This is a genomic window from Vibrio anguillarum (assembly GCF_001989995.2).
Classification (GTDB): Bacteria; Pseudomonadota; Gammaproteobacteria; order Enterobacterales; family Vibrionaceae; genus Vibrio; species Vibrio anguillarum.
In genome coordinates this window covers 18415-39944 of the sequence record NZ_JAHGUP010000049.1, presented here as the reverse complement: position 1 = coordinate 39944, position 21530 = coordinate 18415, and the positions used below count along the sequence as shown (strand labels likewise).

Sequence of the window (21530 nt, the reverse complement as noted above, 5' to 3'; positions counted from 1 at the left end):
ATCGCTATTGCCTTACTTGTATAAGCACACTTTTGTCCGCCAAATCGCGCCCTAAAAATGATGACCAACCCAAAGCCACACCACTGTCATGGCATAAACTCATCACCGGAGCCTCGCTCTCGTGCATGGTCAGCTCAAGGTCGTAAGCCATCTGCTCTCGTAAAATAAACTCCACCAACTTACACAGCGGTTGATGTTCTTTGCCTGATGGCAAAAAATCGGCAAATCGTTCTCGAGTTAAGTTTTTGATACAGATAACAAACTTACCATTACAGTCCATTACTGACTCACCCAACATGCTGTTGATCCCAAGCTCACCATTCTGCTTACCTAAGCAAAACTGCTGATAAGGCTCTATCCGGACTTTACGTCGAACCCACTGGCGAATACTGACTTCTTGTAGATCAAAGCAGTGCGCGATGATGCCAGACACCACTTGCGGTGAACGACTTCGGCCAGCCAAAGTGCCCGCATAAGCCAACATCTTGCACCAATTTATCGGTGTTTCGCCGCGCAAGTCCGCATCACCCAAACCGACCAAAGCGAACAGCTGTGATGAAAATTGATCCTGCGCACCCGCTTGAAAACGGACGTAATAGCGATACTTTCGCCATACGCGATACACAAGGTTAATCAACCGGTTATTAAAAAAATCTAAAAAAGGCCGCTTGAAACCACCGGGATCTTCTTCGACCAATTGCTGCAAAATAAAACCAGGCAACGGTGACTGTGCCCCAGTTAATCCAAAAAAATTGGTTTGCAAAATCAGGCGCTCATCCGCGAACTCACGTAAATCCGTTACGTCTGCTGGTGCAAAGCCTAAACTGGGGTTGGCACTGAATACCAACTGGCATGTCCGCTCCCAATCTTCTGATTCAGGATTAAACGCATTAAGTTTTTGCAGCAGTTCCACCAATTGGTAGAAGTTGTACGTTCGTACATCGCTTGGTAAACCCAGTAGAGGCTCCGGCACAGCCGCCGCAGCCATCTCTAGATCAATGGCTGCATTCCTGTCTGTGTTCCCCATGTGTACTTCTCTTGATTGGACGCGTTAATAACGATCAGCTCATGAAACGAATTGATGCTGGCATAGAGGGCAAAAAAGTGGCTAAGCACTGTGCCAAAGAGGTAAAGCTCCCCTTCTGAACCAAAACAGTTTTGATCAATATGAATCGTCGATTGCAGCCCTCGCACTGGCAAACCGCGCAATATTTTATCCACGGGTTGCGACTCAATTTTTTGGATCCCTTCAAGACGCAAACGCGCAACACGCTCCGCTTGGCGATCCACCAAGGCTCTGAAATCGTAAGCTCGCAACACACTACTTAAGGCATCTTTGGACAGCAGCGATAAATAATTCAGCGATAAGTTAGAAATCAATACCCACAATAGGCTGCCATCCAGTACTGGGCGCAGAGATTGTGAAGGCACGGTAATATTGCTGAAAGTGGCAAAGGGGGGCGAGCTGTCTGTCGGCTCACAAATGTCACCGACACCGAGTTCGAGCGGTAATAAGCGATTGGTGCAGGTGAGCTTGAGCGAGATGGCTTCATCGACATGCATGGATTGCGTTTCATCTCCGCGAATGAAAGAGATGAAATTATCAAATCCATCGCCACGGATACTGTCTCTCACTCGTGTGCGGTAGTAGAGCGCTTCACGATTTCGAACCCGCTCCACTTCATGCTGAAAACTTTCAAATGCTGAATAGACACGTTTTTCACCCCGAATCCGTTGACTGGCTTGAGTTTTGTCTTGCCAACCGAACACGCCGTCAACGCTGAACACTTCATAGTGAGAAGGGTAACGACTAGAGGGAATAATGCGATACTCTGAACGCTTGCCCGTTAAATCGATCGGATCGGCATCATGTTCAAACAAATTAATGACAGGGGTGCAGTACAACTGGAAATTATCCTGACGCACTCGAACGTCCGCTGGCAAGGTTTTCGAAAAACTGATTTTCAGTTTGAACGCACCATGCACTGATTTCGGCACTACGCTAGCCAGACGGGTAATGTCAACAAAATGAAATGCTTCAGGAAACGACAAGTATTCCTGCAAAACGCGATAACCTTCATACACATTGGAAGGATAGGGCAAAAGCGACTGCTCGCTATCAAATCCGACCGTTTGGAAGCTATTGCGCGGCAGCGTAAATTCTACCCCCGCGACTTCAACAGAAATCTTATCGAGGTAGTGGTTGAGCCATAAATAGAGCATTTGTGAGCTGTATTTATCACCACCTAAGTAAAAGCGCAGATCATCAAGATGCGCATCACCGACGCTTATCTCACCCAACATATTAAGCGACACTTCGATGATGGTCGCTTCTCTAGTATGTTGCGCAGTGACGTCAGTACATTTCAGTGGGTAAATCTGCACGTCACGACAGGTTCTAAAGTGGCATTTGGTGCCGAAAACAGGCTTGCTATCGAGCTGAGTGCCACGAGCGATTTGCTGCTTATCACTGACACTTTTATCCGGTGTGAACGAGACAATACTCATGCTTGGCACAGGACGTAAGTAGTTTGGCCACAGCATATTGATGATGGAGTGCGTTAGCTCAGGAAATTCATCTTCAACTTTTTCGCGCAAGCGAGCGGTGAGAAAGGCGAAGCCTTCCAATAAACGTTCGACATCAGGATCCGTCGTTTTACCGTGTAAAAAGCGAGAGAGTTGAGGATGAATTTCAGTGAAATGCTTTCCTTGTTCTTTAAGGAAAGCAAGCTCTTCTCTGAAGTACTTATCTTGAGCCATAATTTTCTAATATACTCGGTACTTTCGGTTTTGATCCAGTAGCAGGTTGAACTGCACTTTCTCATGTAACGCATCACTGTTTATTTCGGCCACAATATGGAAGCGCAGCATCAAAGGGCTAAACACGTCCGACTCGGATCGAATCACAATATTTCGTAAACGGGGCTCATACACATCTAAGCAGCTTTGTATCGCAAGCTTAATCCGCAGCGATAAGTCTAAGGTTTCTAACGTTGCATCGTTAAAATCCACTAAACCTAACGTTGGAGCACTTTGTGCCTCACCCATGCGAGTATTCAAAATATTGGAAACATTGCGTTTGATTGATTGGAGCACATCCCATGCATTTGGCCCTTGGGTCAAAGATATAGGCTTGGTGCCAGCTTCTAAACGTTCAAAGAAGCCGACACCAAATGCACTCTCTTCAGGTGCAATATAAGTCATGGTTATGCTTGATCTAATCGACCAACCAATGACAATTCAAAGTTCGCACCCATGTACTTAAAGTGAGGACGAACAGAGAGAGAGACCTGATACCAACCTGGTTCACCTTCAACATCCATGACTTCGATTTTTGCAGCACGAAGAGGACGACGGCTACGTACGTCTGCTGGTGGATTTTCTTGGTCAGCCACGTACTGTTTGATCCAACCATTAAGCTCGCGTTCAAGATCTTGACGCTCTTTCCAAGCACCAATTTGCTCACGCTGTAGCACTTTGACGTAGTGTGCAAGGCGATTGATGATCATCATATATGGCAATTGCGTACCCAACTTGTAGTTGGTTTCTGCTTCTTTGCCTTCTTTGGTATTCGGGAATATTTTTGGCTTTTGGATCGAGTTTGCAGAGAAGAATGCGGCGTTATCACTGCCTTTACGCATGGTTAAAGCAATGAAACCTTCTTCTGCTAATTCAAACTCTTTACGGTCAGTCACCAACACTTCAGTTGGGATCTTACTTTGCAGTGCACCCATCGATTCAAACACGTGCACTGGCAGATCTTCAACCGCACCGCCACTTTGTGGGCCAATGATGTTTGGACACCAACGGTACTTGGCAAAGCTATCGGTTAAACGAGTAGCGAAAGCAAACGCGGTGTTACCCCATAGATAGTGTTCGTGTGAAGCGCTGACACTTTCCACATAATTAAATGATTTAATTGGGTTTTCTGTTGGATCATAAGGCACGCGCAATAAGAAACGAGGCGCAGTCAAGCCAAGGTAACGCGCATCTTCTGATTCACGTAGAGAACGCCATTTAGTGTATTTAGGGCTTTCAAATGTTGACTTAAGATCCTTGATATTTGGTAGCTCTTCAAAAGAATCGATACCAAAAAACTCAGGGCCTACACTAGAAATGAATGGAGCATGAGCCATCGCACCAAGTGCACCCATGTATTGCAGTAGCTTCATGTCAGGGGTTGATGGCGTGAAAGCAAAGTTACCGATGATAGCGCCAGTCGGCTCACCACCAAATTGGCCATAACCAGAAGAATAAACGTGCTTATAAAGACCGGATTGCGTCGTTTCTGGTGCAAATTCAAAGTCTTCAAGCAACTCGCCTTTCGTTACATGCAACAAATCGACCTTGTTGTTTTCACGAAAATCGGTACGGTCAATAAACAGTTTCAAACCACGCCATGACGATTCCATCTGCTGGAAACGCTCTTCGTGCAAAATCTCATCCATTTGAGCACTGATTTTCTTATCAAGCTCAACCAGCATTTGGTCGACGAGTGATTTGTTAACCGGCTCTTCCGTTTGATTCGAACCGATGAGATTCTCAATAAACGCAGCAACCCCTTTCTTCGCAACATCATACCCTTCTTCAGTCGGTGCAATGCGCGTTTGTGCCATGATTTCATCAAGTAAACTGCCTTGGGTGGCACTTTGTCTCTCTAAGACGGCTTCAGTAGTAGACATCAATTTCGTTCCTAAATTTGATTAAATAAAAAGTTGGGTTGATCAAGCCTTATGCTTGGGGCTCTTCTTCTTTGCCGCTCACTAGGCTTAGCTCAGATAGAAGTTTTTCACGCGATTCTTCCGAATTTAGTAGCTCTTGTAGACGCTCTCTAAACGCGGGAATATTGCCCAAAGGACCTTTTAAGGCCACAAGAGCTTGGCGTAGCTCAACCAATTTATTTAATTCTGGAACTTGTGCTGCCACTGAATCCGGTTCGAAGTCAGCAAGAGATTTGAAACTAAGCTCAACAGGAAGCTCAGCATTTTCATCGCCACTCAGTTTATTGCGCACTGTAGTGGTCAGTTTCAAATCGCTTTCACGCATAACCGCTTCAAAGTTGTTCTTGTCCACTGAAACGGTCTGTCTCTCTTCAAGTGGGGTCTCTTCGGTATGGCCTTTAAAATCACCCACCACCAGAGTTTTTAGCGGTAACTCAACTTCAGCCTGTGCATCTCCCGTTGCTGGAATATACTTAATATTAATCCGCTCTTTAGGAGCTACACTTCCTTCTTTAGACATATTACGTCTCCAATACCTATGCCAATCATTGTCAAAATTACGGACAAGAGCGTAGCTAAACTTAGTTACCACTTACTCAGGCCGAGGGTTACATAACGTTGTAAAAATTAAAGTTAAATCTATTGGACTTAAGTTCTAATAGAACTCAAGTCTCTTAATATTTATTATCTGGTAGATTTTAATGAGCATTTAAACAATAAATCCCATTAATTAGCATTAGCTATTAAATTCTTCCCTAAATTACCCCATCAGATTTATCGATATTTTTCGTGGGGATTTAAAATTCTCGGCACATTCTATTCATATAGGAGCATTTTAAATATAAAAAATCACAAAAACATGATCTTTACCCAAAAAAATATGCCGTTTCTAATACTGTATAATTTAACTAATTAATATCCCAAAAGACATCATGATAATAAAAACTCAGACTATTCTTATAGTTAACAAATATGTCATTAGCTTGTGCTTTTTCTTCCTCACTCATCTTACCAGCAAGGCTTTCTTCCTCTAATTCCAATATTGAGTAGAGCGACTGCATACGTTCAGTACCAGCAGCAGAGAGATATAAATCTAAATAGGCTTGCGCTTTGATCCTGTCTGGAGTCACAAAATGATAGGGTGCGCTATCGCCGAGCAGAATCTTAATCACCGTGGCCAAAGAGGTAATATCACCTTGCTCTAACGCCATCAGTCGCCATTGATAGGCGTCTTCAAAACGGCCTTTGCTCTCTAAAATACCGATGTAGCGTCTCATCGCAGGGATATAATTTGTCTTCGCAGCCGCGAGATAGAGCTCTCTCACCTTGGTCTCCCTTTCTCCAGGCATTAAAAACAGGCCTCCACCAGCTTGAACTTGCTTTGCTTTATCCATCAATGCTCGTGGATGACTAAAACTGACCGCTTTATCGAGATAGTAGCTATACATCTCGTTATCCATACCTTTGTAAAACTGGGCAAGCTCGTAAGTGGCTTGTGCAGGATCATCTCGTCCTAAACGAATCAAACTATCGTGATACTGGCTTTTCCAGTACTGCACATCGCGCTCTCTTAACCACTTAGCATCGGTATAAAGATGTTTCATGGCGCGACGATTGCCTAATTTTGCGGCTTTAAGCAGATATTCACGCGCTTCAGGAGGCGTTCTAATGGTCGTTTTGTAGTTCGAAAGCTCCATCGCGTAGAGAAAGGCGGCATCCGAATTGTCGTTGTCTGCCGCGTACTGGAGGTATGGTCGCGATTCCATATTTTTGTATTGCGCTCGAAGCAGTCGTCCGGTAGCAAACGCTTTTTCTGGAGACATATTTCCTACTTCATACACTTCTGCTGCAGACGTTTCTTGCTCAGCATGTAACACCATCGAAGGAAATAAGGAGAGCGCTAAAATGGCATATGTTTTATTAATCCACATTGACGCAACTTCCAAACTTGACGCTTGCGGAACACACAATGATAGACGTTGGCAGAAATCCATCATGAACCGTTTCCATATTACCCACTACAATACTCTGACTCATTATATTTCCTTAACTGACTAACCATTTATCCATAAACACGTAAGCAAAAATCATTCCCTTCAATTACGCTTACTTAAGAATAAAGCCCCACAGCCCGAGCGGGCAAAAAATTGCCCAACCGAGCAACAAATTGCCCGAGCGGGCATAATATTGCCTATATGATAATCAATACTCAGCCTTTACCCATCAAAATTAAAAACAATACACTCATTAAATTAAATAGAATCAGGAACCAATCACTACAAATAGAATTAATGAAAAAAAATTAACATAAAGCTGACATTGTTTTGCATAGAAATAAAATGAATTAATCCTCCAATCATTCTATATGTTTTAAATAAACGCATAGCATCAGGTTAAATCGACACTGTTAACTTATTTCTTTGGGATTCACTAAGCTATATTAATGATATTAATAAGCTAGTTACATTAATTAATCGTATCATCATCGCCGTTCAACCAGAAACTGGCATTTCTAGGTCAAATCAGTACAATTCTGCGTTCTCCACCACCATCCACTGCGAGCCAGAGAAAATGCCAACACCAGCGCCCTGTTTTACTGCCTTTAAAAAACCTATTGAAGGCTACTCTCTGCCTGAGCGCTTTACTTTCCCATTTTGTTACGAGCCGCATCCGCTAAGCGAATTAGCGGCAAGCCAGCTGCAACAACACCTGCTGAACCAGCAGAATTGGCAACATAATTTTGGGCTCGATAATCACGGCGTGCTAAACCAGCATCCGGAAGCTATCGGGAAAATGTTTGGCGTTTTAGTGGTGCGTAAACAAAGTGGAGAGCTAGGGTACCTGTCTGCATTCTCGGGGAAGTTAGCTGAGCAAAACCTGCTGCCGCATTTTGTGCCGCCTATATTTGACATGCTCACTAACGATGGTTTTTTCTTGGAAGGCAGCGTGCCAATCAATCAAATTAATCAGCAAGTTGAACAATTGGAGTGCGATCCACAGCGTGCGCTACTTCAGCGGCAATGGGCCACGGCCCAACAGCAGGCGCAAGATGAATTAGAAGCGCATCGCCAACTGATGATTCAAGGTCGTGAACAGCGTAAACAGCAACGCATCCTTGCCGAACAATCAAATGATGCCCAACAATTGCGTGAAACCTTAGATTGTCTCGCCAAACAAAGTGTGGCTGAAAAAACGTTCCTCAAGCAATTAAAACGAAAATGGGACGTCAACCTCAACGAACTACAAGCGCAAATAGACGCATTTCAAGAAAAGATTGATGCGTTAAAAGAGCAGCGTAAAAATCTCTCTAATGCGTTGCAGCAACGACTTTTTTCTCACTATCGATTTCTCAATCAATACGGCACTGAAAAATCTCTGGGGGAGATTTTCCGTCTTACGGCTAACCCTGTTCCACCAGCAGGATCTGGAGAATGCGCCGCACCAAAATTGCTGCACTACGCGTTTCAACATCAGATGACACCGATTTCACTCGCCGAATTCTGGTGGGGAGCGTCACCAAAATCTGAAATTCGTCAGCACAAGAAATTCTATCCTGCTTGTCAAAACAAGTGCCAACCGATTTTGGCTCACATGCTTGATGGGCTGAAGCTCGATGATAACCCGCTATTGCATAACCCAGCGCAAGGCAAAGAGATCGACATCATCTATCAGGATGAAGCCATTATTGTCGTCAACAAACCTGCCGAGTTTCTATCCGTTCCCGGAGTCAACATTCAGGACTCGGTTTATACTCGTCTGCAACAAATGTTTAGCTCAGATGAAGGGCTTTTTGTGATCCACCGCCTCGATATGTCTACTTCAGGTTTATTGGTGTTTGCTCTCACCCGCCGAGCCAATAAAAGCCTGCAGAAGCAGTTTATTACTCGCGGCGTTGAAAAACGCTATCTTGCCTTACTCGCTGGTGAATTACAGCAATCGCATGGTGACATTCGCTTACCGCTGCGGGGCGATTTAGATGACAGGCCGCGTCAATTGGTCTGTTTTGAACATGGCAAACCCGCTGACACTCACTGGCAATTAATTGAATGCCGAGATGGATTCAGTAAAGTCTACCTCTACCCCAAAACAGGACGAACCCACCAATTGCGCGTGCATTGCGCTCATGTGGAAGGACTCAACCTGCCCATCGTTGGCGACGATCTTTATGGCACGAAAGGAGCGCGTTTACATCTACATGCTGAGTCGCTGAGCTTTGATCATCCTTATACCAAGCAAAGGATGGCATTCACGGTGGATGCCGAGTTTTGATCGACATTCCGCTTTAGTGACATTGAGGTGACAAATCCTGACTTAGCACAGCTATAATTTCGTGAATGCGAACCTTTTTCTAAGTGCTTAACGTTGAGAACACGGCTGCTGTACCTTTTGATCACACTCACCGCAGTGCTAGGGCAATCAAACCTAGCACACGGGCAAGAGCAAACGCTGCAAGATCGTTGGCAGCATTTTCTACGCCAAGCCGAATCGCTATCGGCTGCGCGAGCCTTGCCATTGCAAAGTATTAACTCATACCCTGTCGATCTTCTGCTCAGCGCCAGCGCCTATCCTGATTTTTCCCGTTATTCATGGCAAACGATAACTGAGCTCAAAGCGATAGCCTCACAGTGCGCACTGTCGCCCGGTTTATCAAAAATCTTGGCATCACGCCCTGAATTGCAAAAAGCAGCGTCGTTTGAACTCGCTTTATGCCAAGGCGATGAATTGCCCATCCGTTGGTTTAAGACTGCTCCGTTTCTGCATCCTGCAGGCGGGAGCTACGCAGAGCGATACGTAGCTTTTTCGACTCATAACATAACGGCCGAGCAAAACGCCAAGCTACAGCCCTACACGACTCTCTCTAACCCTCATCATCCGCTGTACACCTTTTTTACCGATTTAGAAACGGCAGGGCGAGATGCCTTGGTCAGCGGTTATCGCGCTTATATTGACCATCAACAACGGCTATGGATCAGTGGCGATTTCGGTATTCGCGTACTGAGCGCATTGCAATGGAAAAAAGTCGCGCTCGATCAGCAATTGGTATTGTCGGCCATCACAGAGGCTACTCAAAGTTGCCAATTACGCTACAGTAATCTGTGTGTCTCTAGCCAAGAAAAACCCAATATCTCACTGTGGTTATCGGTCATATTACTGCTGTTACTCGCAGCAACGCTGAGTAGGACGCTCTGGTTACGCCGCCAACAAGCCAAAGAAAAACGCTTTATTTTACAGTTGCTGACGCATGAACTACGCACCCCTATCACAAGTCTTGGCTTGACCGTTGAGCAGTTTCGCCAGCAATTTGATACTCTGCCAGAGCCAGCCCAAGATACATTCGGCCGCTTACTGGCCGATCACCAACGTTTAGCTCAGCTTGCTCAGACCAGTAAAGGATTTTTGAGTAGCGACCCAAATGAGCCGTTTCAATGTCAAACCGCTTATCTCTCAGATTGGTTAGATCACTGCGTAGCGAAACACGAACTCAGCTATGAACTGACACAAGATATCGAGCTCACACTACCGTATTACTGGCTTGGGATCTGTTTGGATAACTTGATCCGTAATGCCAAGCAACATGGTCAAGGGACAATCTCAATAACGGCCAGCGTGACTGACACTCAACTGCGGCTTTGCGTTAGCGATGAAGGCGAGTTTCCCTCTCGTCTAAAACGGCTATTTTCCCGTTCTCGCACGGCTTCCAATATGGGGATTGGGCTCCGTCTTGTGAGCCATTTGATGCTTAAAATGGGCGGCAAACTGACGTGTAAAGCCCACCCCACTCGCTGCCAATTGGAATTACCATTATGAACACACTGTTATTGGTCGAAGATGATCCTCTACTCGGGCAAGGTTTGCATGATTACTTGCTACAGCAAGGTTTTGATTGTTTGTGGGTACAGCAGCTCTCACAAGTCAAAAAAGCATGGTTTCGCGCCGATTTGGTGATTTTAGATAGGCAACTGGCTCAAGGAGACAGCTTGGATCATCTGCCTCAATGGCTAATGGCCAAAGCCGTGCCAGTGATCATCCTAACGGCCAAAATCGAGGTTGAGCAAAAAATAGCAGGTCTGATGGCGGGGGCGAAAGACTACGTCACCAAGCCATTTTCGCAACAAGAATTACTGGCGCGAATTCAAGCGCAACTGCGACCATTAGGAGAAAGCTTGCTTTCCTACGCTGACATTGCCATTGATCTCTCAAAGCGCAGCGTTACCTTAGGTGAGCAGTTGATGACGCTAAAACCGAAACAGTTTCAGCTATTACTGCTGCTGGTTCAAAACCAAGGACGTGTTTTTCACCGTGATGAACTACTCAATAAAGTGTGGGGCTACCAAGCCTTTCCCTCAACTCGAACCGTCGATAACCATGTTTTACAGCTAAGGCAGCAGTTACCCTCACTCAATATCGAAACCGTTCGTGGCGTTGGGTATCGTTTAGTCGAGGTGTCCAATGCGTAACCTTTGGCTGTTTGTACTGTTCGTCGTTAGTCCAAGCCACGCCGTGAGTGATGATTGGTTTATGGCCACACCACTGCAATCAACCTATCGCGCTTTAGTGAACCATCAGCCACAGCTTGCCTGGCAAGAGTTGATCCTCGCACTCAATAACCAAACCATTGCCACGCAACACTGGGCAAGCGTCAAGCATGCCATTATTGAACAAACCCAATGTGGCCAACAGCTCTTAAGCGATGTGGTACCAAATGCGGCGCTGATCAAAGTCTCGATACAAAAAAAAACCAACGTGATGCAGCAAGGTTACCAGTTCAAATTATCAATGGAGGGAGCGAAGCTGCCTAGCAAGGTTGAACTTCTTGGCCCTGACAATAGCTTGCTCATCTCACAGAGCCAAGTAACGTCATCCGCCCCTTATATAGAATTAGAAAGCCCAGAACTGCTCTTTGCTCCGCAAGATGGCGTTTATCGACTGACACTCGACAAACAACACTATTGGTTAGTTCTTACCATGCCTTTTGGCTCCACATGGTTGCAATCCGCCTCTCCCAACGGTGGCTACCCACTAGCACTTGAGTCCCCCACTGCATTGACAAATTGCCCCCCAACAAGCCTTGCTTGGCAATGGTTTGACGACCAATTTCAGTTAATCAAGCAGCAAGATATGGTGGCAATAAGTAATACTCAGCAATTATTGGGCAAACCAAGCTCATCCCCCAGCTCGGCTAAATGGCTCAGTACTCTGATCAAAACTGTCGAATATCAAGGAGCAATCAAAGTGGAATATGTACAACGTTTGACTCTGCCAAATCAGGCTCAATGAAGACATCAGGGTGACAATTTAGTTGTCGATTTCTTATGTAATCAACACACCGAGACACACTGGAAATGACAAACCATGTATAAACCACTTTGTTCTTTATTGATCACTTGTACGCCACTTTTAGCGTTGGCTAGCCAATCACAACCGGCGTCAATTACACTGCATAATCAAAACCAAACCGTGCAAATAGAGCCACAAAATTTTGCTATTGATTGGCAGCAAAATGCCCAGCTAACCATTAACCAAGGCCAGCTAACCGTTAATGGCCAGCCACAGCAAGTCAGCCAACTGCAACAAGATAATCAACATCACGCCTCTTGGCTGCTTGTTCCTAGCCAGTTAAAAGTCGAGGCCAATTTACAACAAACATTGAAGCTGTCGATTACCGCGAGCGCCGAGAGTAAAATCTCTCGTGCTAAACCGTTAACCGTGCAGTGGTTTGAACTGCCTGAGCAGCAAAGCAAAACGCTCATTCTTCCTTTTAGTGAAGGAATGCGGATTCCAACCGATAACCCACAGTGGGTGAACTACCTCATAGCGGAACGCTCTGCCAGCAATACCACGCAAGATCTCAAAATGCCATTTTGGAGTGTAGAAGCTGGCAATGAGCAGTATGTGAGCTACCAACTCAATACCGCCACCAACAACAAACTCAATTTTAGCGCCAAGCAAAACAAGCTGGACATGCAAGCCACGCACGCTTTCACTGTGCTCAACAAAGATGAGCCCTTTGAGGTGGAAATCTCCCTTGGCAACTCACCACTAGATGGTGCCAAACGCTACCGTCAGTGGCGAAAAGAGAATGGGCTATCACAAACGCTCGAACAAAAAGCGCAGCAAAACCCAGCCATAAAACAGCTTATCGGCGCAAGCCATGTTTACTTGTTTGGCCAAGACTTAGTGGCCAAACAAGATGTGACTGATTTCTGGGCACTTAAAGAATGGTATTTTAAGCAGCCCCAGTGGGTAGCATCAAACGAAGCGCTCAAAGAGCTTAAGCCACTCGTTAAAGGAAAAGATTTTTTCAACAACTACAATAAGCGGTTGTTGATTGACGAAGTGAACCGCTCGCTCAATGCTTGGATAAAAGAGCAACCTTCAACCCAAGAAGCAGGGATAGCTAGCCAATACCAAGCCGCTCAGGCACGAAAAGCATGGCTCGCAGAGCAGAAACTACCGTTTCTACATGATGCCAGCACTTGGGGACAAGGGCTATCGACATCCATGATTGACGCACTCAGCTCAGCAGGTTTACAACACCTCTGGCTAGGTTTGGATAATTGGATGCCCGCCTTTTACCAGCCACAAGTGGTTGATCAAGCAAAACAGGCTGGCTACTTAGTTGGGGTGTACGACTCCTACAATACCGCCATTGCAAAAGGCATCAACGATGGTTGGCTTACCGCGCAGCTACCGGATTCGATGCGTGAGCAATGTTCGATAGAAAACGCCGACGGCAAAAAACAAAAAGGGTTTCGTGGCAACGGCTTTTATCTTAACCCAGCCTGCCAATTGGGCTTTGTGCAGCAACGCATTGAGGCAATTTTAAAATATGGCCGCTTTAACAGCCTGTTTCTTGATGTGGATGGGACCGGAATGGCCCGTGAAGATTACTCATACCAAGAGGGCCAAGGAATGAAAGAAAGCGCGATGCTGGAGGCATTTAATCAACGCATGCGCTGGATAGCCAATGAACAGAATGTGGTTCTCGGCTCTGAAGATGGTAACAGCCTGACGACACAAGGGCTCTCTTTTGCTCATGGTTTAGAAACGGTAGGATTTGGCTGGACAGATCCTGATATGAAAACTAACCGCCAATCGCCTTACTTTCTTGGAGCATGGTTCCCAACAACGAGCCCAGATTTTTTCTTTAAACCCGCGCAAGTCAAAGAGCCGTACAAAACACTGTTATTTGCACCGCAATACCGTATCCCTCTCTATCAGACCGTGTTCCATGATGAGGTGATCAACAGTCACCACTGGCACAACGACAGCGTGAAGTTTTCCAACGTGCAAGCGGAGCGAGATTTAATCGCCATGCTGTATAACACCCCAGCGATGATTCACCTTAGCCGTGATGAAGCGACGCCTAACAGCGCACGAGTCAACGCATTACGCCGTTATCAGCAAGGGTTTGCACCAATCCATGAAGTCGTGTGGAACCAACCTTTAGTCGATTTTAAATGGCTTGATGAACAAGGGATGGTACAACAAACAACCTTTGGTGATGGCAGTAAAATTACCGCCAATTTCTCTACGCAGCCATATAAAAAAGAGGATAAGAAAATAGTTCCAGCCTTGAGTATTCAAGCTGAGCTCAGCAATGGGCAAAACCTCATTTGGGCATCGGATACGCTAAAGACAGAAAAATAGTCTCATCTCTCACTCATTAAAAGATAAATAATAGTGCGACACTTCAAGGAGGAAGTGTCCATTTCTGTTATTCAGCAACCATAGCCAGTAGCACAAATACAATATGAACGAACAAAAATAGACGACTGGTCTAATTTGAATTATAGTGCCGTCCATGAATACAAAAACCCATGATACTCGCCAACACATCCTTGAGGTCGGTTACCAACTTGTCGTAACCAAAGGCTTCACCAGCGTAGGTTTGTCTGAATTATTAAAAACCGCTGATGTGCCCAAAGGCTCTTTCTATCACTACTTTAAGTCAAAAGAGCAATTTGGCGAGGCACTGATTACGGACTATTTTCAGCACTATTTAGTACGGATTAATGCCCTTTTTAACCAAAAAGAAGGAAACGCCTATCAACACTTGATGCATTATTGGCAATGTTGGTATGAGCAGAGCAATGGCTTATGTAACGCACAGCGCTGCTTGGTGGTGAAATTAAGCGCTGAAGTTTCAGACTTGTCTGATGCGATGCGTATTGCTTTACTTAAAGGTGCAGATAGCATTATTGAGGCGGTCGGAAAATGTATCCAGCAAGGGATCGACGACGGCTCCATTCACGTACAACACAGCCAGCAAACCGCAGAATTGCTTTATAACCTTTGGCTCGGCGCAAGTTTGCTCAGTAAACTGCGTCAAGATAACCAAGGGCTTGCACAAGCGCTTACGAGCACCGAACACATTTTGCAAGGCCAGTGCCCTAGTTAAGATTCACCCGCTATTTCGATAGCGGTTTTTTTGAAACCCAAACTAGACGACTGGTCTAATTTAAAATAATAAAGGACTCTCCAATGACTGAACAAACTAACCGCCGCATTGTACTCGCTTCACGCCCTGTCGGTGCACCAACGCCTGCTAACTTTCGCTTAGAACATGCGCCTAAACCAACACCTGCCGCTGGTGAAGTGCTGCTGCGTAGTGTTTATCTTTCACTTGACCCCTACATGCGCGGCCGCATGAGTGACGCTAAATCGTACGCCGATCCTGTCGCGATTGATGATGTCATGGTAGGCGGGACCGTGTGTCAAGTGGAAGTATCAAACCACCCAAAATTTGAGCAAGGTGAGTGGGTACTCGCTTATACCGGATGGCAGGATTACGCTATTTCTAACGGCGAAGGTTTACTTAAACTCGGTAAAAATCCAACCTCACCCTCATACGCACTAGGCATCATGGGAATGCCCGGCTTTACCGCTTATATGGGTTTGCTAGACATCGGCCAACCGAAGCAAGGTGAAACGGTGGTAGTCGCCGCAGCTACTGGCCCAGTAGGGGCAACGGTTGGTCAAATTGCTAAAATCAAAGGCTGCCAAGTGGTGGGCATTGCTGGCGGTGAGGAAAAATGTCGTTACGCTAAAGAAGTATTAGGTTTTGATGAATGTATTGATCACAAAGCTGACGATTTTGCAGAGCAATTGGCTAAAACATGTGCTCAAGGGATTGACGTTTACTACGAAAATGTCGGTGGCAAAGTATTTGATGCGGTTTTACCTCTGCTTAACACAGCAGCGCGAGTTCCGCTGTGTGGTTTGATTTCTCAATACAATGCAACGTCGCTGCCTGAAGGACCTGATCGCCTCTCTATGCTGATGGGCACCTTGCTTACCAAACGAATCCGCATGCAAGGTTTCATTATTTTTGATGACTACGGCCATCGCTATAACGAATTTGCTACTGATATGACTCAATGGCTAAGCGAAGGGAAAGTGAAATACCGCGAGCAACTGATTGACGGTTTAGAAAACGCACCACAAGCCTTTATTGGTCTATTGGAAGGCAAAAACTTTGGCAAACTGGTTATCCAAATCAACCAACCACTTTAATAAGGACCACATAATGATCAAACTTCACCATCTAAATAAATCACGCTCTAAGCGCATAATCTGGTTACTTGAAGAATTAGGGGTTGAGTATCAAGTGGTTCCATATCAACGTGATAGCGTGACCTTTCTGGCACCGCCCGAGCTAAAAAGCGTGCATCCGTTAGGTAAGTCACCTGTGATTGAAGACAATGGCTTGGTGATTGCTGAATCTGGCGCCATTACCGATTACTTGATAGAAAAATACGGCCAACACTTTGCGCCTCAGCGTGGCAGCGTGGAATATGTGCAATATCAGCAATGGCTCCACTTTGCGGAAAGCTCTGCCATATTGCCGCTGCTATTAAAGATGTTTGTTGCCAAAGATGGCTGCCAAACCAATTTCCTTGGTGGCTATGCAGAAAGCGAAACGGCCAAAGTGATGAGTTATTTTGACCAGTGTTTAGCGGATAAACGCTACTTAGTGGCCGATCAACTCACTGGCGCTGATTTCATGATGTCATTCATTGCTGAAATATTGCTGACCAACGGAGCGATTACTCACTTCCCGAATATTGAACGTTACTTAGAGCAGCTCGCCACTCACCCTGCTTATCTAAAATCGAACCAAATCGAAGCGCAATACGCCTAACCTTAGGTTCCTGATGACGCCACTTCGACGATAACGAAGTGGCGTTTTTATTTCCATAATGGAAATGACTACTTGATGTATTATCAATAGTGAAAAGTAACCAAACACATTAGGATTAAACCACAATAATATAAGGGTTTAATTCATGAGCCATTCACTCGATACACAGCAACGCTTCCAAGCCATCGTTACTGACGCACACCTCTCGCCTAAACAAAAGTCACACTTCCTTGCGCTAGAGGCCGAAGCAAGCTTGCCCTATCTGAAACTCTCTCCTGAGTTGGCTCGTGCAATGGAACAAGGCATTATCTGCGATATGTTTGAAGGTCATACCCCTTTTAAACCACGTTACGTGTTGCCTGACTACGCCAAATTTTTAGCACAAGGCAGTGAGTATTTAGAGCTTTCGCCTGCCAGTAATTTTGATGAAGCACTCAATATGCTGACCATTTTGTACCATCACGTGCCTTCAGTGACCTCTATTCCTGTCTATTTGGGGCAATTGGATAGCGTGTTATTGCCCTATGTGGGCGAACTAAGCGAAGCGTCGATTTATCAAAAATTGAAGCTGTTTTGGATCATGCTTGATCGCACTCTGCCCGATGCTTTCATGCACGCCAACATCGGCCCGAGCGACAATATTATTTGTCGTACTATTTTACGTATCGATGCTGAACTGAAACAGATCGCTCCCAACCTCACCTTCATGTATGACCCTTCTATCACTCCTGACGATTTGCTGCGCCAAGCAACCAACAATATCTGTCAATGCAGTAAACCGCACATCGCCAACTATCCTATTCATGCCACCGCCTATGGCGAGCAAGGTTTTGGTATTGTCAGTTGCTACAACTCGCTTCCTTTAGCGGGAGGCTGCAATACTTTAGTCAGAATGAATTTAAAAGAGGCCGCGAAAAAAGCCAGTGACCGCCAAACATTTTTAGATCAGATTCTACCCACTTACAGCCAGTATATGATTGAGCTGATGGATGTTCGAGCTGCTCATCTGCACCAACAATCTCATTTTTTTGAAGGTTTTCTGACTCAAGAAGGGTTGATTGAAGAATCCCGTTTCGCACCGATGTTTGGCATTTATGGCATGGCTGAAGCCGTTAATCTATTACTGGAAAAGGAGCAGAGTAACGCTCGTTATGGCCATGATGATATCGCCAACCAATTAGGCATCGCCATTTCCGCCAAGCTGGCCGACATTGTACAAAACTCACCAGTCAAATATGGCTTCAACGGCCGTGCTTTGCTGCACGCGCAAGGTGGTATTAGCCTTGATCTTGATGTCACTCCGGGCGTGCGCATCCCTTATGGTACCGAACCCAACCCGATTGAATATGTGCAAGCAACGGCTGGACATCATCAATATTATACCTCTGGTATCAGCGATATTTTAACTCTGGATGAAACCATAAAGGCCAACCCAGAGGCGATGTTCAACCTATGTAAAGGAGCCCTCCACTCGGGCTATCGCGAATTTACGGCCAACGTGGCTTCGAACGATTTAGTTCGCATTACGGGTTACATGGTGAAATTATCTGAAATAGCGCAATTTGAGCAGCGCGGATCACGCACCAACACCACATTTCTTGGGGCAGAAGCGGCCAAAAACACAGCCGTGCTCAAGCGAAAAGCACGCGTGGTTAGCCATGAAATGCAATCGGCTTATCAACCAAACTCTGTCAACTAATGGTGAGTGGAAAACAGCCGCTCCGAGCAAAAGTCAGCCGAGTGCTGACTTTCTCCTGCGTTGATGGCCCGGGCAACCGACTGGTCATTTTTATGCAAGGTTGCAACTTCAATTGCTTGTCTTGCCATAACCCACATACGATTCGTCACTGTCACCATTGCGGTGATTGTGTGCCAACCTGCCCATCGCAAGCACTGCGCCTCAATGCTGACCAGCAAGTCGAATGGCTAGCGAATAAATGCACTCACTGCGATCGCTGTATTGAGCACTGCATGCACCAATCAAACCCAAAAATTCATCACTACAGCGTTGAACAACTCGTGGAACTTATCCGCCGAAATCATTATTTCTTAGCCGGTATTACCATTTCAGGAGGGGAAGCAACCCTACAACTTCCGTTTATCATCGCTCTTTTCAAAGCCATCAAACACGATGAAGAATTGAAACATCTCAGCTGTTTTATTGATAGTAATGGCTCACTATCAGAATCGGGATGGGACAAAATCTCGTCCTATTTGGATGGAGCGATGATCGATTTAAAAGCTTGGCAAGAGGAAACGCATCGGTGGCTAACCGGACGCAGTAACCATAGAGTGATACGCACTATTTTCCACCTCGCTACACTGAATAAACTGCACGAAGTGCGACTGCTGCATATACCGGACAAAAGTGATTTAGAGACTGAAATTACCGAAGTGGCGCATCTGATAAACCAGTTGCCTGCGAACGTCAACATTCGGCTCAACGCCTTCCAACATCACGGTGTGGTCGGCAAGGCCTTAACTTGGCAGCCATGCAGTGAAGGTGAAATGCTACAGTTTCATCGGAAACTGGCCGCTCAAGTACAGCGAACTGTTTACCTGCCGACACGCTACGCCTAGCGTCGAAAACCACCATATCCATAGGCTACCTATATTAGATTAATAACCCGTACCATTTTGCCTAATGCATAACGCTCACCTATGCTTATCCAAACAGGCACTAACCGTTTAGCAAAAGGCCGAGCACTCGCTCTCATCACATAAAAAGGAAAGCATCATGATTGAATGGGATTTCTTACATCTTTTCGATACTCAAGAGCTCTTTATCTTTTATTAACGAGAACCAATATTATTAACGAGAGCCAACCTCATTTTAAATAGCAGCCGCAATTTCACCTTCAATATCCTTTTGCGGCTCTTTTTGTACTGGCGGAACTTGCCCTTCTTCTACAGCGTGTTGGTAACATCCACTTAGCTTAATGGCTAAATACATGTCCGCACGAATCACCACGCCGCCATCACCCGTTGAAATTCCAGCGATTTCACACCATTTTCTCAAACTGCGTTTACGCCCCGCTAGCACTAAACGAATACCTCGTTTTTTCAGAATGCTTTGCACGTCCGATAACATCGCCATGACGCTTAAATCTAAATGGGTAAAACTCGACACCGCATCAATAATCACACACCCCACACTCATGCCCGCCGATTCAGTGTGAAATAAAATACGACGTTTAAAGTAAGGCGCATTGAAATAAGTCAGCGGAGAGTTGAAACGATAAATCACCAAACCCGGTATTGGTTTCGCCTTCGCTGACGTATCAATCGTGCGAATCGTTCCTTTATCATCCAAACCCAATGTTTGATCACTTGGCCGCATCACGGTGCGTAAAAATTGGAACAGACCCAGTAATACCGCAAGAGTGATGCCGGGGATAACGCCAATAACCAATACAGCGATGAAGGTTAAGCTTGCCAAATAGAAGGCGTCTTTATCACGCTTGTGTAAACTCCAAATCCCTTTCAGATCCAGCAACGAGATAGACGCAATAATCAACACAACTCCCAATGCAGCAATCGGAATGTATTGTAGTGGCTGATACGCCACAATCGCGACAAATCCAATCACAATCGCTGCAATAATCGAAACTAATTGCGATTTTCCACCATTAGCGTCATTCACCGCCGTACGTGAATCCGCCCCACTGATGGCAAAACCTTGTGAAAATGCAGAAGCGATATTAGCTAAGCCAAGCGCGCGAAACTCTTTGTCGGCGTCAATATCGTAACCATTTTTTGCCGCAAAACTGCGCGCAGTGAGCATCATACTGACAAAGCTCACCATCGCTAAGTTCAAAGCGGGCATGACTAATTCGCGGCTCACCCCTAGATCAAATAGAGGGGTTTGGAATATCGGTAACCCACCTTGGATTAAACCAACGACTTTAACGCCAAGATGTTCAGCGCCAAAAAACCACACCCAAAATGCAGCAGCGATGATAGCCAACATCGCTGCTGGCCAATTGGGCCTGACACGCTTACACAGAAAATAAACCACCACTGTCAGCGCACTTATCAATAAGGTTTGCCAATGCAAATCAATCAGTAAGGATGGCGCTTCCACGATACGCTCTAGTAGATATTGCTGCTCATATTTCAGCCCAAACACTTTAGCAAATTGACCCACGATAATGGTCAGAGCAACACCGTTTAACAACCCAAGTAAAATAGGGCGAGAGAGAAAATCGGCTAAAATACCGAGTTTGAAACGACTGGCCAGCAAACACCATACACCAGTCATTGCCGTCATTGTCATGACCAACTGCCAGTGTTTGAGAGGATCGCCCATCGCCAGCGGTGTCACTACCGCCGCAATCACTGCGCAAGTTGCCGCGTCTGGGCCTAAGATCAACTGCCTAGACGTGCCAAAAATCGCGTAAACCAACATCGGCAATACGCAGGAATATAAGCCGACAATCGCGCTTACTCCAGTGAGCTGCGCGTACGCTATCGCGACAGGCAGTGCAACCGCAACCACAGAAAGCGCCGCACGTACGTCATCCATCAACCAGCGAGTTTCATAGTCTTTCAGTTGGTGTAAACCCGGCATCCACTGTTGTACAAATGCACTATTCAAATTGCTTCCCCCTCTTCTCGCAACAAGGTTTTCACATTAAGCATAACTCATTGCTAACAAACTAGCG

At 45.7% G+C, this 21530-nt stretch carries 17 protein-coding genes; 10 read left to right on the top strand and 7 right to left on the bottom strand.

Going from position 1 to position 21530, the window contains the following annotated elements; genetic code table 11:
* Window positions 1-4: 4 nt before the first annotated feature.
* The 6 genes from tssG to PL85_RS12305 form a co-directional block, all read right to left on the bottom strand.
* Window positions 5-1027 carry a type VI secretion system baseplate subunit TssG gene (gene tssG / locus PL85_RS12330; RefSeq protein ID WP_026028436.1) on the bottom strand — a complete coding sequence of 341 codons (1023 nt, stop codon included), beginning with the start codon at window positions 1025-1027 and terminating at the stop codon, window positions 5-7.
* Window positions 991-2760 carry a type VI secretion system baseplate subunit TssF gene (tssF, locus tag PL85_RS12325; protein ID WP_013868296.1) on the bottom strand — a complete coding sequence of 590 codons (1770 nt, stop codon included), beginning with the start codon at window positions 2758-2760 and terminating at the stop codon, window positions 991-993. The genes tssG and tssF overlap by 37 nt, the downstream gene beginning before the upstream one ends.
* A 6-nt stretch (window positions 2761-2766) precedes the next feature.
* On the bottom strand, window positions 2767-3204 hold the full coding sequence (gene tssE / locus PL85_RS12320) for a type VI secretion system baseplate subunit TssE (protein ID WP_115339992.1): 438 nt from the start codon (window positions 3202-3204) through the stop codon (window positions 2767-2769).
* 2 nt (window positions 3205-3206) lie between these two features.
* Window positions 3207-4682: a type VI secretion system contractile sheath large subunit gene (gene tssC, locus PL85_RS12315; RefSeq protein ID WP_026027753.1), complete on the bottom strand. Its 1476-nt coding sequence runs from the start codon at window positions 4680-4682 to the stop codon at window positions 3207-3209.
* A 49-nt stretch (window positions 4683-4731) separates the two neighbouring features.
* On the bottom strand, window positions 4732-5241 hold the full coding sequence (gene tssB / locus PL85_RS12310; protein WP_017043584.1) for a type VI secretion system contractile sheath small subunit: 510 nt from the start codon (window positions 5239-5241) through the stop codon (window positions 4732-4734).
* A 388-nt stretch (window positions 5242-5629) separates the two neighbouring features.
* Window positions 5630-6718 (bottom strand): sel1 repeat family protein, encoded by a 1089-nt coding sequence (locus PL85_RS12305; protein ID WP_115339991.1) that lies wholly within the window; start codon window positions 6716-6718, stop codon window positions 5630-5632.
* Between the two features lie 574 nt (window positions 6719-7292).
* Between PL85_RS12305 and PL85_RS12300 the strand changes: the two genes are divergently transcribed.
* From PL85_RS12300 to PL85_RS12255, 10 genes are all read left to right on the top strand, one after another.
* Window positions 7293-8990, top strand: coding sequence for an RluA family pseudouridine synthase (locus tag PL85_RS12300; RefSeq protein WP_019283072.1), 1698 nt, complete (start codon window positions 7293-7295; stop codon window positions 8988-8990).
* A 93-nt stretch (window positions 8991-9083) separates the two neighbouring features.
* On the top strand, window positions 9084-10529 hold the full coding sequence (locus tag PL85_RS12295) for an ATP-binding protein (protein ID WP_115339990.1): 1446 nt from the start codon (window positions 9084-9086) through the stop codon (window positions 10527-10529).
* Window positions 10526-11179 carry a response regulator transcription factor gene (locus PL85_RS12290; RefSeq protein WP_013868288.1) on the top strand — a complete coding sequence of 218 codons (654 nt, stop codon included), beginning with the start codon at window positions 10526-10528 and terminating at the stop codon, window positions 11177-11179. Before PL85_RS12295 ends, PL85_RS12290 begins: the two co-directional genes overlap by 4 nt.
* Window positions 11172-11999 carry a DUF2861 family protein gene (locus PL85_RS12285; RefSeq protein ID WP_115339989.1) on the top strand — a complete coding sequence of 276 codons (828 nt, stop codon included), beginning with the start codon at window positions 11172-11174 and terminating at the stop codon, window positions 11997-11999. Before PL85_RS12290 ends, PL85_RS12285 begins: the two co-directional genes overlap by 8 nt.
* A 75-nt stretch (window positions 12000-12074) precedes the next feature.
* The gene (locus PL85_RS12280; RefSeq protein WP_115339988.1) at window positions 12075-14372 is read left to right on the top strand and encodes a glycoside hydrolase; all 2298 of its coding nucleotides are present in this window, start codon (window positions 12075-12077) and stop codon (window positions 14370-14372) included.
* A 154-nt stretch (window positions 14373-14526) separates the two neighbouring features.
* On the top strand, window positions 14527-15123 hold the full coding sequence (locus tag PL85_RS12275) for a TetR/AcrR family transcriptional regulator (protein ID WP_164996811.1): 597 nt from the start codon (window positions 14527-14529) through the stop codon (window positions 15121-15123).
* A gap of 83 nt (window positions 15124-15206) precedes the next feature.
* Window positions 15207-16238, top strand: a complete 1032-nt coding sequence (locus PL85_RS12270; RefSeq protein ID WP_094123575.1) for an NADP-dependent oxidoreductase — start codon at window positions 15207-15209, stop codon at window positions 16236-16238.
* Between the two features lie 13 nt (window positions 16239-16251).
* Complete coding sequence (locus PL85_RS12265) at window positions 16252-16866, top strand: glutathione S-transferase family protein (protein ID WP_064626559.1); 615 nt, start codon at window positions 16252-16254, stop codon at window positions 16864-16866.
* 145 nt (window positions 16867-17011) lie between these two features.
* Window positions 17012-18565, top strand: a complete 1554-nt coding sequence (locus PL85_RS12260) for a YjjI family glycine radical enzyme (protein ID WP_115339986.1) — start codon at window positions 17012-17014, stop codon at window positions 18563-18565.
* Window positions 18565-19446 carry a YjjW family glycine radical enzyme activase gene (locus tag PL85_RS12255; RefSeq protein WP_115339985.1) on the top strand — a complete coding sequence of 294 codons (882 nt, stop codon included), beginning with the start codon at window positions 18565-18567 and terminating at the stop codon, window positions 19444-19446. Before PL85_RS12260 ends, PL85_RS12255 begins: the two co-directional genes overlap by 1 nt.
* A 253-nt stretch (window positions 19447-19699) precedes the next feature.
* Here PL85_RS12255 and PL85_RS12250 read toward each other — a convergent pair whose 3' ends face one another.
* Complete coding sequence (locus PL85_RS12250; RefSeq protein ID WP_050934249.1) at window positions 19700-21436, bottom strand: SulP family inorganic anion transporter; 1737 nt, start codon at window positions 21434-21436, stop codon at window positions 19700-19702.
* Window positions 21437-21530: the final 94 nt, after the last annotated feature.

What these genes read in the sequence shown, in the direction of transcription:
- tssG (WP_026028436.1), bottom strand. Translation starts at nt 1,027, where the DNA reads ATGGGGAACACAGACAGGAATGCAGCCATTGATCTAGAGATGGCTGCG.
- tssF (WP_013868296.1), bottom strand. Translation starts at nt 2,760, where the DNA reads ATGGCTCAAGATAAGTACTTCAGAGAAGAGCTTGCTTTCCTTAAAGAA.
- tssE (WP_115339992.1), bottom strand. Translation starts at nt 3,204, where the DNA reads ATGACTTATATTGCACCTGAAGAGAGTGCATTTGGTGTCGGCTTCTTT.
- tssC (WP_026027753.1), bottom strand. Translation starts at nt 4,682, where the DNA reads ATGTCTACTACTGAAGCCGTCTTAGAGAGACAAAGTGCCACCCAAGGC.
- tssB (WP_017043584.1), bottom strand. Translation starts at nt 5,241, where the DNA reads ATGTCTAAAGAAGGAAGTGTAGCTCCTAAAGAGCGGATTAATATTAAG.
- PL85_RS12305 (WP_115339991.1), bottom strand. Translation starts at nt 6,718, where the DNA reads ATGATGGATTTCTGCCAACGTCTATCATTGTGTGTTCCGCAAGCGTCA.
- PL85_RS12300 (WP_019283072.1), top strand. Translation starts at nt 7,293, where the DNA reads ATGCCAACACCAGCGCCCTGTTTTACTGCCTTTAAAAAACCTATTGAA.
- PL85_RS12290 (WP_013868288.1), top strand. Translation starts at nt 10,526, where the DNA reads ATGAACACACTGTTATTGGTCGAAGATGATCCTCTACTCGGGCAAGGT.
- PL85_RS12285 (WP_115339989.1), top strand. Translation starts at nt 11,172, where the DNA reads ATGCGTAACCTTTGGCTGTTTGTACTGTTCGTCGTTAGTCCAAGCCAC.
- PL85_RS12280 (WP_115339988.1), top strand. Translation starts at nt 12,075, where the DNA reads ATGTATAAACCACTTTGTTCTTTATTGATCACTTGTACGCCACTTTTA.
- PL85_RS12275 (WP_164996811.1), top strand. Translation starts at nt 14,527, where the DNA reads ATGAATACAAAAACCCATGATACTCGCCAACACATCCTTGAGGTCGGT.
- PL85_RS12270 (WP_094123575.1), top strand. Translation starts at nt 15,207, where the DNA reads ATGACTGAACAAACTAACCGCCGCATTGTACTCGCTTCACGCCCTGTC.
- PL85_RS12265 (WP_064626559.1), top strand. Translation starts at nt 16,252, where the DNA reads ATGATCAAACTTCACCATCTAAATAAATCACGCTCTAAGCGCATAATC.
- PL85_RS12260 (WP_115339986.1), top strand. Translation starts at nt 17,012, where the DNA reads ATGAGCCATTCACTCGATACACAGCAACGCTTCCAAGCCATCGTTACT.
- PL85_RS12255 (WP_115339985.1), top strand. Translation starts at nt 18,565, where the DNA reads ATGGTGAGTGGAAAACAGCCGCTCCGAGCAAAAGTCAGCCGAGTGCTG.
- PL85_RS12250 (WP_050934249.1), bottom strand. Translation starts at nt 21,436, where the DNA reads ATGCCGGGTTTACACCAACTGAAAGACTATGAAACTCGCTGGTTGATG.